The sequence below is a fragment of the Pannonibacter carbonis genome, from assembly GCF_003012935.1.
GTDB lineage: Bacteria > Pseudomonadota > Alphaproteobacteria > Rhizobiales > Stappiaceae > Pannonibacter > Pannonibacter carbonis.
In genome coordinates this window covers 1-10,765 of record NZ_PUDR01000024.1, presented here as the reverse complement: position 1 = coordinate 10,765, position 10,765 = coordinate 1, and the positions used below count along the sequence as shown (strand labels likewise).

Annotated in this window: 13 protein-coding genes; 5 read left to right on the top strand and 8 right to left on the bottom strand. The window is 64.2% G+C overall.

Going from position 1 to position 10,765, the window contains the following annotated elements:
- The first annotated feature begins 452 nt into the window (after nt 1–452).
- From C8348_RS21180 to C8348_RS21170, 3 genes are all read left to right on the top strand, one after another.
- The gene (locus C8348_RS21180; RefSeq protein ID WP_106755306.1) at nt 453–1,226 is read left to right on the top strand and encodes an AzlC family ABC transporter permease; all 774 of its coding nucleotides are present in this window, start codon (nt 453–455) and stop codon (nt 1,224–1,226) included.
- A complete protein-coding gene (locus C8348_RS21175) occupies nt 1,223–1,573 on the top strand; it encodes an AzlD domain-containing protein (RefSeq protein WP_106755305.1) in 351 nt (116 codons plus the stop codon). The genes C8348_RS21180 and C8348_RS21175 overlap by 4 nt, the downstream gene beginning before the upstream one ends.
- Nucleotides 1,574–1,642: 69 nt before the next feature.
- Nucleotides 1,643–2,302 (top strand): glutathione S-transferase family protein, encoded by a 660-nt coding sequence (locus tag C8348_RS21170; protein ID WP_106755304.1) that lies wholly within the window; start codon nt 1,643–1,645, stop codon nt 2,300–2,302.
- 156 nt (nt 2,303–2,458) lie between these two features.
- On the opposite strand, the gene C8348_RS21165 is transcribed toward C8348_RS21170, so the two are convergent.
- The 4 genes from C8348_RS21165 to C8348_RS21150 form a co-directional block, all read right to left on the bottom strand.
- Nucleotides 2,459–2,896 carry an HIT family protein gene (locus tag C8348_RS21165; RefSeq protein ID WP_106755303.1) on the bottom strand — a complete coding sequence of 146 codons (438 nt, stop codon included), beginning with the start codon at nt 2,894–2,896 and terminating at the stop codon, nt 2,459–2,461.
- A gap of 158 nt (nt 2,897–3,054) precedes the next feature.
- Nucleotides 3,055–4,272: a GNAT family N-acetyltransferase gene (locus tag C8348_RS21160; RefSeq protein ID WP_106755332.1), complete on the bottom strand. Its 1,218-nt coding sequence runs from the start codon at nt 4,270–4,272 to the stop codon at nt 3,055–3,057.
- Nucleotides 4,273–4,661: 389 nt separating this feature from the next.
- Nucleotides 4,662–5,423: a glycerophosphodiester phosphodiesterase family protein gene (locus tag C8348_RS21155; protein WP_106755302.1), complete on the bottom strand. Its 762-nt coding sequence runs from the start codon at nt 5,421–5,423 to the stop codon at nt 4,662–4,664.
- 107 nt (nt 5,424–5,530) lie between these two features.
- A complete protein-coding gene (locus C8348_RS21150; RefSeq protein ID WP_106755301.1) occupies nt 5,531–5,995 on the bottom strand; it encodes a RidA family protein in 465 nt (154 codons plus the stop codon).
- Between the two features lie 257 nt (nt 5,996–6,252).
- Between C8348_RS21150 and C8348_RS21145 the strand changes: the two genes are divergently transcribed.
- Nucleotides 6,253–7,110 (top strand): cell envelope integrity EipB family protein, encoded by an 858-nt coding sequence (locus C8348_RS21145; protein ID WP_106755300.1) that lies wholly within the window; start codon nt 6,253–6,255, stop codon nt 7,108–7,110.
- Between the two features lie 237 nt (nt 7,111–7,347).
- Here the strand turns inward: C8348_RS21145 and C8348_RS21140 are convergent, their stop codons facing one another.
- Genes C8348_RS21140 through C8348_RS21130 form a run of 3 tightly spaced genes read right to left on the bottom strand, consistent with a single transcriptional unit; the run spans nt 7,348 to nt 9,676 of the window.
- Complete coding sequence (locus C8348_RS21140; protein WP_106755299.1) at nt 7,348–8,652, bottom strand: DNA polymerase IV; 1,305 nt, start codon at nt 8,650–8,652, stop codon at nt 7,348–7,350.
- Between the two features lie 57 nt (nt 8,653–8,709).
- Complete coding sequence (locus tag C8348_RS21135; protein WP_106755298.1) at nt 8,710–9,384, bottom strand: hypothetical protein; 675 nt, start codon at nt 9,382–9,384, stop codon at nt 8,710–8,712.
- The gene (locus tag C8348_RS21130) at nt 9,377–9,676 is read right to left on the bottom strand and encodes a DUF3572 domain-containing protein (protein WP_244294091.1); all 300 of its coding nucleotides are present in this window, start codon (nt 9,674–9,676) and stop codon (nt 9,377–9,379) included. Before C8348_RS21130 ends, C8348_RS21135 begins: the two co-directional genes overlap by 8 nt.
- 139 nt (nt 9,677–9,815) lie before the next feature.
- Here C8348_RS21130 and C8348_RS21125 point away from each other — a divergent pair, with 139 nt between their 5' ends.
- Nucleotides 9,816–10,187: a response regulator gene (locus C8348_RS21125; RefSeq protein ID WP_106755297.1), complete on the top strand. Its 372-nt coding sequence runs from the start codon at nt 9,816–9,818 to the stop codon at nt 10,185–10,187.
- 467 nt (nt 10,188–10,654) lie between these two features.
- On the opposite strand, the gene C8348_RS22645 is transcribed toward C8348_RS21125, so the two are convergent.
- The gene (locus C8348_RS22645; protein WP_482811895.1) at nt 10,655–10,762 is read right to left on the bottom strand and encodes a hypothetical protein; all 108 of its coding nucleotides are present in this window, start codon (nt 10,760–10,762) and stop codon (nt 10,655–10,657) included.
- Between the last annotated feature and the right edge of the window lie 3 nt (nt 10,763–10,765).

Sequence of the window (10,765 nt, the reverse complement as noted above, 5' to 3'; positions counted from 1 at the left end):
AAGGTCCTTCCGGGATTAACTGATTGAAATTTTGAGGCTTCGACTCTCCGGTCCCGGCTCGGCGCTACGCTTGGCCGGGATGACTTCGGTGAGATCGAGGTTTGCCATCAAGTTCAATCCGGCTGGAAACGGCCGGGTTCTTTGTTGCGCAAAGCGTACCGGTCAAACACCGCGCTGTCCCGGCCTTGAGCCGGGACCGACGTCCAATCCTGTCTGCGCCATCAGTGATCCGGTGCCTTGCCAGCGTGACGGGTCCCGGCACACGGCCGGGACGGCGCAGGAAAACTCTTGCTCGTCCTCTCCCCCAAACGCATACCTGCTGTTTCCTCCTGAAGGGTGGCAGGGGCAGGGGGGCGATGCTAGGCTTGAGTTTCCCGTCTGGATTCCACCGGCCAGCCGCCCTGTCTGCTGCGTCGGTCGAGAAGCCCCACGCCCTTCAGTCGCACGGCCCCATGACCTCGCAAGCCTCTCTGCCCGAGCCGTCCACGCCCTCCGCACCCGAAGCGGGATCCCGCATCTGGGCGCTGCGCGGCGCGCGGGCGGCCGTGTCGATCCCGGGCTTCATCCTTGTTGCCGCCTTCATCGGCTATGCCGGCCTTGCGCGGGAGAGCGGCCTCACCCTGACCGAGACCCTCCTGATGTCCGCGCTGGTCTGGGCGCTGCCCTCCATCGTGGTCCTGACCGGGGCCATGGCCAGCGGCGTGGGATTGATCCCTGCTGCCATTGCCGTTGCGCTGGCTTCGGTGCGTCTCATGCCCATGACCATGGCGCTGGTGCCCATCCTGCGGGTCGAGGGGCGCACGAAGCGCTGGCATCTGCTGTTTGCCTCGCATTTCGTGGCGATCACAGCCTGGGTCTTTGCCATGCGCAACCTGCCGGACCTGCCGCGTCCGGCGCGTCTGCCGTTCTTTCTCGGTTTTGCCTGTACCCTGACAAGTTCCGTCTCGATCATCACCGGCATTTCCTATGTGCTGGTGGAGGAGACACCACCGATGGTGGCGGGCGCTCTGTTCCTGCTGACCCCGGTCTATTTCCTCTGCTCGCTCTGGACCGCTGCCCGCCTGTCGGTCGACAAGGCCGCGATGATCGTCGGACTTGGCCTCGGGCCCGTCTTTGCCCTGGTCGCGCCGGAGATGGATCTGCTTCTCACCGGCATCATCGGGGGCTGCCTTGCCTACGGCGGCACGAAGCTCGCCCGGCATCTGGGCTGGGGGCGCGAACCATGAGCGCCGAGGTGATCGCCGATTTTTGGCCCTATGTGATGATCGTTGTTGCCGGCTGGCTGGCGACCGACATCTGGCGCTGGCTGGGTGTTCTTGCCGCTGGCCGCATGCGCGAGGACAGCGAGCTTTTGGTCTTCGTCCGCGCCATCGCCACGGCGCTGGTGGCGGGTGTGATTTCCAAGCTGATCCTGTTCCCGAGTGGCGCGCTGGAGGCAACGCCGATGGGCTTGCGCATTGCGGCCGCGGCAACGGGATTTGTCGCCTTCCTCATCCTCCGGCAGCAGGTTATCCTCGGTGTGATTGCAGCGGAATTCGTGCTCATCGGCGGCTGGCTGCTGCTCGTCTCCTGACAGAAGGTTGTCAGGAGAGGGATGCTAGAAGACCCTCACTGCCGCCCGGCAGGACACCAGGAGCCTGACATGACCGACCGCAAGCTGACCCTCCACTACGCGCCCCGCAGCCGTTCCAGCACCGTTCGCGTGCTGATGGACGAGCTTGGCATGCCCTACGACCTCCATGTTCTCAACATGCGGGCCGGGGAGCTGAAGTCGCCGGCCTATCTGGCGATCAATCCGCTGGGCAAGGTACCGGCCCTGCAGCATGGTGACACCATCGTAACCGAAACCATCGCCATCGCGCTCTATCTCGGCGATCTCTATCCGGACGCCGGTCTCACGCCGGCGATCACCGATCCGCGCCGCGCTGACTACATGCGCTGGATGGTCTTTTATGCCGCCGCGTTCGAGCCGGCGGTGGTCGACAAGGCTGTCGGCAACGTGGTTCCGGCGGAAACGGCACCCTATGGATCCTACGACAAGGTGGTCGCGATGCTGGCGGCGCATCTGGAAAAGTCGCCCTACATGCTGGGAGACCGGATCTCGGTGGCGGACATCATCTGGGGCGCGTCGCTGCGCTGGCTTTTGATGTTCAATCTCTTGCCGGATCTGCCGGTGTTCAAGGACTACGCCGCCCGCATCACCAGCCGGCCAAGCTTCCAGAACGTCTTTGCCGATGAAGAGCGGCTGGATGCCGAGCATGAGGCGGCTGCCGCAGCTCTGGTGGCGGACAAGGCCGGCTAAGCCGAACAGCTTGATGACAACCCTCGGCTTCTCCGGCGTCATCCCGGCCAAGCGAAGCGCCGAGCCGGGATCGGAGAGTCGAGGTCTCGATACTGCAACCGATTGTATCCGGAAAGCCCGGGCGCTCGGCTTCGCTGCGCCCGGTCCGTCGTCGCATCAGGCCAGAGCGGCGCGGATCTTCTGGGCATTGGCGGCCAGCACGGCGTTGTCCGCCATGCCGCTGGCATGCGGGGCGAGCGCGACGCCCTTGAAGCGCGGGATCACGTGGAAGTGGGTGTGGAACACCACCTGGCCGCCGGCAGACTCCGAGAACTGCTGGATCGTCGTTCCGTCAGCGTCGAAGGCCTTGATCACGGCATGGGCCATCTTCTTGACGGTCGCCATGGTGGCAAAGAGGTCGTCTTCCGCGATATCGAGAATGTTGCGCGAGGGCGCTTTCGGGATCACCAGCACATGGCCGTCACCGCGCGGCATGATGTCCATGATGACGATCGTCTTGGCATCTTCATAGACGGTATGGCTCGGCAGTTCGCCGCGCAGGATCTTGGCGAAGATGTTGCCGGCATCATAGGCGGTGGTGGCGGGTGCGGACATCAAATGCTCCGGTGACAGGGGAGAAGGTGTTGCTCCTTAGCCTAGCTTCACGTCCTGCCGGACTGCAACAGCAAGCTGATAGCGGTGTTTGATTGCGGCACAAAGACGAGTCATTCGAATCGGTTGCGGTGATCTGTTCGCCAGGTAAATGAATTGCTTCATGTTTTCCTGAAAGGCGCGAGGTCTGCGAGCATCTCGGCCTCCGTTGCCACCGCGGCCCGTTCCCGCTCCAGATAGTCGGCGACCGCGTGCCGGAGGCCCGGATGGGCGATCCAGTGGGCCGACCGGGTCAGCACCGGCAGGTAACCGCGCGCCAGCTTGTGTTCGCCCTGGGCTCCGGCCTCGACGACTTTCAGGCCTTTCGCGATGGCAAAGTCGATGGCCTGATAGTAGCAGACCTCGAAATGCAGAAAGGGGTGATGCTCGATGCAGCCCCAGTTGCGGCCATAGAGCGTGTCCGAGCCGATGAAGTTGATTGCTCCGGCAATGTAGCGCCCGTCGCGCTTGGCCATCACCAAGAGGATGCGCCCGGCCATCCGCTCGCCGATCCGCGAGAAGAACGTCCGGTTGAGATAGGGCCGGCCCCACTTGCGCGAGCCTGTGTCCATGTAGAAGGCGAAGAACGCGTCCCAATGCGCTTCCGTAATATCGCTGCCGGTCAGCCACTCGATGGAGATGCCGTTTTCCAGCGCTTCGCGCCGCTCCTTGCGGATCGTCTTGCGCTTGCGTGAGGCGAGATCCTCCAGAAAGGCCTCGAAGCTGGCATAATCCCGGTTGAGCCAATGGAACTGCTGGTCCGTGCGCTGCAGGTAGCCCTCGGTTCCCAGCAGGGTCCATTCCGGCTCGGTCAGGAACGTGGCATGGACGGAGGAGGCCTCCGACAGCTTGCACACCTCCACCAGGCCATCGGCCAGTGCCGCCGTCAGGCTGTCGCGGTCATGCAGCGGCGAGGTCAGAAAGCGTCGCCCGGTCGCCGGCGTGAAGGGCACGGAGACCTGCAGCTTCGGATAGTAGCTGCCGCCGGCCCGGTGAAAGGCCTCGGCCCAGCCGTGGTCAAAGACATACTCGCCCTGCGAATGGGTCTTGAGATAGGCCGGCACGGCGCCAAGGACGGAGCCTTCCGTGTCCTCCAGCACCATATGACGCGGGATCCAGCCTGTGCGCCCGCCGACACAGCCGGACGCCTCCAGAGCCTCCAGAAAGCCGTGCGCAAGAAAGGGATTGTAGGGTTCGGCTTCCGCGCCATCGAGCCGCACGCGCGGGCTCAAGCTGCCATCGCCATTGAGGGCAAAAGTCGGATTGGCGAGCCCGTCCCAGACCTCGGCCCCGATCTCCGACAGGCTGTTCAGGATGCGCAGCCGCGCCTCGGTCACCATCGGGCCGCTGCCCTTCGCGCCGCTGCCCTCGATGTCGGAGACCGCAGCTTTGCAGTCGTCAGCCGGAGGCGGTGTGGCGCTCATGAGGATTGGACCCTTTGAATGGCCGGGCGGGAGAGCCATGGCTCAGCGGCTGGATGACAGTTCCTGTGAGAAGGTAGATCACTGCCCTGCCGCCGCAAGGGGGCTTTGATCGTCCAGGCCGTGCCATTTTCCGCGCCGTCCCGGCCTCGAGCCGGGACCTGTCAGGCCCGTCCGGGCTATCGACCGTTCGTTCGGCAACCCCCCAAGAACAGGTCCCGGCACAAGGCCGGGACAGCGCGGAAAGGGCGTTAGATGCTGCGAACCAGCACCGGACAGCGCGACAACTGTGTCGTCTGCTTCTCGCCTCAGACCTGATCCGCCTCGAAACCTTCAAAAATGATCTGGTCGGCATGGGCGAGCGCGCGGGCCTTGTCGGCCGGGTTGCGCAGCGTCCAGGTCATGATCGGCAGACCGAAGACCTTGCGCAAGAGGCTCGGGCCAGCCATCGGCAGGTCCTTGTAATGGTAGGAAATGAAATGCGGCCGGGTGCGCGGGAAATGCAGCAGGTGGCGCATGATGAAGCGGTCCATGCGCGTCAGCTTGCGGTATTCGCCCTCGTTCGGCGTGCGATCGGCGACGATGCCGCGCGGGATCTCGGGCGCATAGGCGCGCATCACCGACAGCATGTCCGGATCGAAGGACTTCAGCACCAGCGGGCCCTTGTAGCCTCGCACAATGTCGCAGATGCGGTGAACAAAAGCGGCCTGAGCATCGGCCTTGTTCAGCGACTTGACCTCGACCACCAGCGTGACGCGGCCGGCGACCTGCTCCAGCAGCTCTTCGAACAGCCACAACCGGTCCGTGCCCGACTTCATGCGGATGGCGACCAGGTCGCTGGCAGTGCGGGCAATCACGGGGCCGCTGGCATCGGCCAGCCGGTCCAGGTCGTCATCATGGAAGACGATGGCGCGGCCGTCGGCGGTTTCCTGCAGGTCCACCTCGATGGCGTAATTGCGCGAGATGGCCTCGGCGATGGCGGTCGGGCTGTTTTCAATGATGCCGGCGGCGGCGGTGTGGAAGCCGCGATGGGCAATCGGGCGGGCGACAATCCAGGACGTGTCGGTCATGACGGGGATCCGATGGGGCGGCGGGGGAGGGGAGCGAGGCGTAGCGCACGGACAGGACGGCGCGCGCGGTGTGGGGCAGCGGCACTGGCCACTGCCCCTCGTGTCTGTCAGGCGACTTCGATGACCGCTTCGATTTCGACGGCGACGCCGAAGGGCAGCGAGGCAACGGAAACGGCGGAGCGGGCGTGACGGCCCTTGTCGCCGAACACGTCGACGAGGAAGTCGGAGCAGCCGTTGATCACCTTCGGCTGGTCGGTGAAGTCCGGCGTGGAGTTGACCATGCCGACGAGCTTGACGATGCGCACGACCTTTTCCAGGTCGCCGATGGCAGCCTTGGCCTGGGCGATGATGTTGATGCCGCACAGGCGGGCGCAAGCGCGGCCTTCGTCGATGCCGAACTCCTGGCCGACCTTGCCGACGAACTCGATGCCATTCGGGCCGATGGGGATCTGGCCGGAGACGAACAGCAGGTTGCCGGTGCGCACGACTGGCACATAGTTGGCCTGCGGGGCGGCCGGGGTCGGCAGGGAAACGCCAAGGGCGGCGAGGCGCGCTTCAATCGATTCAGACATGATATCATCCTGTTCAAAAGGCTGGAGCCCGAAGGGCAACCGGGGGCGGAACCGAGGTCTTGATGCCCGGAATCCGGAAGGCGGGCAAGGCCAAAACCGCCGCCGCCCCGCCTCTTGCCATGGCATTTCTGCGGCCTGGCCGCACAGTGCTTCGCCGGCTGGGGGAATTGCCATCGGACTTGCCACGATGGCCCGGGAATGTGCTAGGGAAGACAGATTGGTGGCCGCGTATCTGGCCTGATCCTGGGAGCCTGTCCATGTCCGCATTTGCAGCGTCGTTTCGTGCGCTGTCCGTCGCCGCCGTCCTTGGCATGGGCCTTGCTGTTTTCGGGATGGCTGCTGCAGAGGCTGCCGGCGTGCCGCTCATGCCGCATCGGGCGATCTATGACATGAAGCTCGGCGAGGCTGCAGAGGGCACGGGCATCGCAGCGCTGAGCGGTCGCATGGTCTACGAATTTTCCGGCAACTCCTGTGATGGCTACAGCGTGACGTTCCGCTTTGTCAGCCGCTTCGAGGATGAAAGCGGTCTGGCGCAGGTGACGGACCTGCGCACGTCGTCCTTCGAGGAGCCGCAGTCCGGCCGCTATCAGTTCCTGTCCCAGACCTATATCGACCAGGACCTCAGCGAGGAAACCCGGGGTACGGCACAAGGGTCCAAGGACAAGCTGAAGATCGGTCTCGTCAAGCCGGAGGAAAAGAAGGTCGACATCAACGGCGATGTCTATTTCCCGATCTCGCATCTGAAGGCCATGATTAGCGCTGCCAACAAGGGGCAGTCCTTCTTCGAAGCCCAGGTGTTTGACGGCGCGGAGACCGGCGACAAGGTTTATGCCACGTCGGCCGTCATCGGAGCGACCCAGTCCGGCGCAGACAGCGCGGGAGAAGACACTGCGGATGCCGTCGAGCGCATTGGCGCGGCGAACCGCTGGCCGGTCACCATTGCCTATTTCGACCCGAAGCTGGACCAGGGCGGCGAGGTTACGCCGGTCTACCAGATCAGTTTTCTTCTGTATGAAAACGGCGTCACCCGTCGGCTTATGCTCGACTATGGCGATTTCAAGATCGAGGGCCAGCTGAAGGATCTCGTCGTCTACCCGATGACCGACTGCCAGTAAGGGGACGAGGTTCGCGGCCATCTCTAGCGCGTTCGCTCCGCGCCTTGGCAGCTCCGGTCCGCAAACTTTTGCGACGACAGCCCCCTCTGCAGTCATCCCCGCCTGGTGCGGGGATCCATTCGGCCTCGACGGCTACGATGCGCTTCGTTTGCCGGGGCTGCCGGCTTGCGTTGATCCCCGCACGGGGGCGGCGATGATCACGGCAGAAGACGCAGAGCCCCTGCGTGTCCTGGTGCCTCAGGTCCGTCCCCGCGGTCTTGCCGCATGCACCAGTCCGGTTTCGACGGCGGCCTTGCCGAATTTCTCGCGCACCTTGTCCATCGCCTCCTCCGCCCTGGCGCGGCGACCGGCCTCCTCGTCGACGAGGTCCGCCGGATCGGCTGTTGCCCCGGAGCTCAAGTCACTGACGCCGATGCCGATCAGGCGGAAGGCCTCGCCCCGCGCCACATCGGCCAGCAGGTCATCGCCGAGGCGAAAGATGCGGTCGGCGAGGTGGGTCGGATCGGCCAGCTGGCGCGACCGCGTGATCAGGCGGAACCGGGACGTCTTCAGCTTCAGCGTCACCGTACGCCCGGCCAGATCGGAAGCCTTCAGCCGGCGAGCCACTTTCTCGGCAAGGTCGCGCAGCACGGGTCGCAGGTCGGCAAGGCCGGACAGGTCGGAGTTGAACGTCGTTTCCGCGCTGACGCTCTTGGCCGGCCGGCTGGGCGTGACATGACGGTCGTCCTCTCCCCGGCAGAGTTTGGCCAGCCGGATGCCCATGCTGCCATAGCGCCGGATCAGGTCCGTCGGATCCATCTTTTGCAGGTGTCCGATGGTGGTCAGGCCGTCTGCGGCGAGCCGTGCCTGGAACACCTTGCCGACACCCCAGATCACGCTGACGGATCGCTCCGCCAGAAAGGTTGCGGCTTCCGCCTTGCCGATCACCGCGAAGCCGCGTGGCTTGTCGAGTTCCGAGGCAATCTTGGCGAGGAACTTGTTTGGTGCTAGGCCAACTGACACGGTAATGCCGATGTCCCGCTCGATCTCGCGGGCAAACCGGGCCATCACCTCGCCCGGACTGGCCTGGTGCAGCCGTTCGGTTCCGGTGAGGTCCAGGAAGGCCTCGTCAATCGACAGCGGCTCGACCAGCGGCGTCAGCGCCAGCATGCGCTCGCGGATCTGGCGGCCAACGGCGGAGTATTTCGCCAGGTCCGGCTTGATCACCACCGCTTGCGGGCAGGCCTCCAGCGCCTTGAACATCGGCATGGCCGAGCGCACCCCGTGGATGCGGGCAATATAGCAGCAGGTGGAGACCACCCCGCGCGTGCCGCCGCCGACGATCACCGGCAGATCGGCCAGCGCAGGGTTGTCGCGCTTTTCCACCGAGGCAAAGAAGGCATCGCAGTCGACATGGGCGATTGGTAGGCTGTCGAACTCGGAATGGGCAACAAGGCGCGGGCTGCCACACTGCGGGCAGCGTGTGCGGTCGGCGGCAAAGCGCGCACCGCAGTCCCGGCACAGGCTGCGGATCGCAGGCGCCCGGTCTGCGGTGTTGCACATGGGATCCTCCAGACCTCAGGGCCTGTCCTGCGGCCGCCCCTGCGGCATGGAGCCGGCTTAGCTCCGCTTGAGGATAGTCAGGATATGAGCGCTTGTCTCCTGCCAGTCTCCTGTCAAGAGCCCGACGGCGGGTAGCGGATCGATGGCAGCGCGAAAGCGGTCATCGGCGACGAACTGGACCAGATGAGTTTCCGGCAGGCACAGATTGACGGATTTCAGGTTCTGCGGGCTGTCGTCGATGAAGACCACGGGCCGGCCGCGCCCGGCGGAGAGGGCTGCGGCAGCTCCGCCCTTGGGACCTGAGTTGGTGACCACCGGATAAGGCATGCCGTGGTGGGCGAGCAGACGCTCGCGCGCGGGCTTGTTGGCGCTGCCGGGCAGGTTGGTCAGGAAGATCACCTCACAGTCAGCCGAGAGACGCTCAAGGGCTGTCGCAGCGCCGTCCACCGGGCGCTGTTTGTCGCTGGTCTCGGCAAAGAACTCGAGCAGTATGCGGCGCACCTCGTCCTGGCCTATCGGCGTGTCGCTGTCCTTGCGGGCAATGTTGCCGGTCAACTGATAGGCATGGCGCAGGAAGCCCATGTCGCGCGCAGCGAGGAATGTCTCCAGATGCGCGATCATGTGGAACACCACCTCGTCGACATCGCAGATGACCAGCGGGCGGCCGCTGGTCGCGGGCAGGGCGGCGATCTGGTCCAGCACTTCGCGGGCAGGGGCGTGCAAATCAGACATCGAAATGGTCATCCCCCACCAGCGCAAACCGGGCAGCGGCGATCATCGTCGGGCGCAATCCGGAGTTCTCGCAATAGGCGAGCAGCAGCGGTTCATCCCCCATCATGAATTCCAGGACACCGGCGAGAAACCCCGGCTCGGTGGCAGCGCTTCGAATCGATTCCGGGCCAATCCCCGAGACAGCAAGGAAGCGGCCGACCAGTTCGGGCTCGCGAACCAGGTGCAGCAACACGTCAGTTGCGATTTCCTCTGCCTTTTCAAAGGTCATCGTCTTGATCGGACGACTTGTCATTGCATTTTTGCCTTTCTGAAACGATTCCGCGCTACCATCTTCCTAACTCAAGCGAGGGGCTTGTGCATGCCTGTCCTCAGGGCGTGCCAGTCTGCGGTTCCTCCAGACATCCGGCCGGTTCCGGCAAAAGGCAGCATTCATGGCAAAGACCGTGCTGATCGTCGAAGACAACGAGCTCAACATGAAGCTCTTTCATGACCTTCTGGAGGCGCATGGGTATGACACCTTGCAGACCCGGACGGGCATTGAAGCCCTGAATCTCGCCCGGACCCACCGTCCGGACCTGATCCTCATGGACATCCAGTTGCCCGAGGTCTCGGGCCTGGAAGTGACCAAGTGGATCAAGGAAGACGACGAACTCAGCACCATTCCGGTGATTGCCGTTACGGCTTTCGCCATGAAGGGCGACGAGGAGCGCATCCGCCAGGGCGGCTGCGAGGCCTATATCTCCAAGCCGATCTCGGTCGCCAAGTTCCTGGAAACCGTCCGCTCCTATCTCGGCGACGCCTGAAGGGCCGGCCTGGCCAGTCATTCCGGCGTCCCGGTGTCGTCATGCGGAGCATTCCGGCGACATCCCCGTTAAGGTTACAGATTTACTAAGTCCCACGACAGTTGTCGCCGGGGCCTGGTCTTGTGTTGATTCCCGAACCGCCTCAGATAACGTGCGGGCGACATCGAATGCACACGGAGTGCCGCCGGAAAGACGGATCGCTTTTCCTGCCGGGCCGTGCATCGATAACCCTACGGAGTGCCTGGGTCCGCCGCATCTCCTGGGTCCGTGGGGAAAAGGCCGGTGGGATGCTGCCCGATGAGTGGCCTCCTCGTGTAGTCAGCGTCCCGCCGGCCGCCTTCCTTGTTTGCCTCGTCTGAGGCCTCTGCTTCCCCCACAAAAACCCTCCCCCTTCGTCGCTCCTGCGCAGGCAGGAGCCCAGTAACCATATGACTGCGTTGGTTTCTGCAGTGTAAGCGGTGTGCCGGTCACACCTCTGCAGCGAAGTTCCATGGAAGCAGTTCAACGACCTTACCCTGCTGATGGCCGTTGGCGACGGCACTGAGGGTTGAGCTCAGCCAAGCGTGAGGATCCACAGC

What these genes read in the sequence shown, in the direction of transcription:
- C8348_RS21160 (WP_106755332.1), bottom strand. Translation starts at nt 4,272, where the DNA reads ATGGTGACCGAGGCGCGGCTGCGCATCCTGAACAGCCTGTCGGAGATC.
- C8348_RS21170 (WP_106755304.1), top strand. Translation starts at nt 1,643, where the DNA reads ATGACCGACCGCAAGCTGACCCTCCACTACGCGCCCCGCAGCCGTTCC.
- C8348_RS21135 (WP_106755298.1), bottom strand. Translation starts at nt 9,384, where the DNA reads ATGTCTGATTTGCACGCCCCTGCCCGCGAAGTGCTGGACCAGATCGCC.
- C8348_RS21165 (WP_106755303.1), bottom strand. Translation starts at nt 2,896, where the DNA reads ATGTCCGCACCCGCCACCACCGCCTATGATGCCGGCAACATCTTCGCC.
- C8348_RS21125 (WP_106755297.1), top strand. Translation starts at nt 9,816, where the DNA reads ATGGCAAAGACCGTGCTGATCGTCGAAGACAACGAGCTCAACATGAAG.
- C8348_RS21145 (WP_106755300.1), top strand. Translation starts at nt 6,253, where the DNA reads ATGTCCGCATTTGCAGCGTCGTTTCGTGCGCTGTCCGTCGCCGCCGTC.
- C8348_RS21140 (WP_106755299.1), bottom strand. Translation starts at nt 8,652, where the DNA reads ATGTGCAACACCGCAGACCGGGCGCCTGCGATCCGCAGCCTGTGCCGG.
- C8348_RS21180 (WP_106755306.1), top strand. Translation starts at nt 453, where the DNA reads ATGACCTCGCAAGCCTCTCTGCCCGAGCCGTCCACGCCCTCCGCACCC.
- C8348_RS21175 (WP_106755305.1), top strand. Translation starts at nt 1,223, where the DNA reads ATGAGCGCCGAGGTGATCGCCGATTTTTGGCCCTATGTGATGATCGTT.
- C8348_RS21130 (WP_244294091.1), bottom strand. Translation starts at nt 9,676, where the DNA reads ATGACAAGTCGTCCGATCAAGACGATGACCTTTGAAAAGGCAGAGGAA.
- C8348_RS21155 (WP_106755302.1), bottom strand. Translation starts at nt 5,423, where the DNA reads ATGACCGACACGTCCTGGATTGTCGCCCGCCCGATTGCCCATCGCGGC.
- C8348_RS21150 (WP_106755301.1), bottom strand. Translation starts at nt 5,995, where the DNA reads ATGTCTGAATCGATTGAAGCGCGCCTCGCCGCCCTTGGCGTTTCCCTG.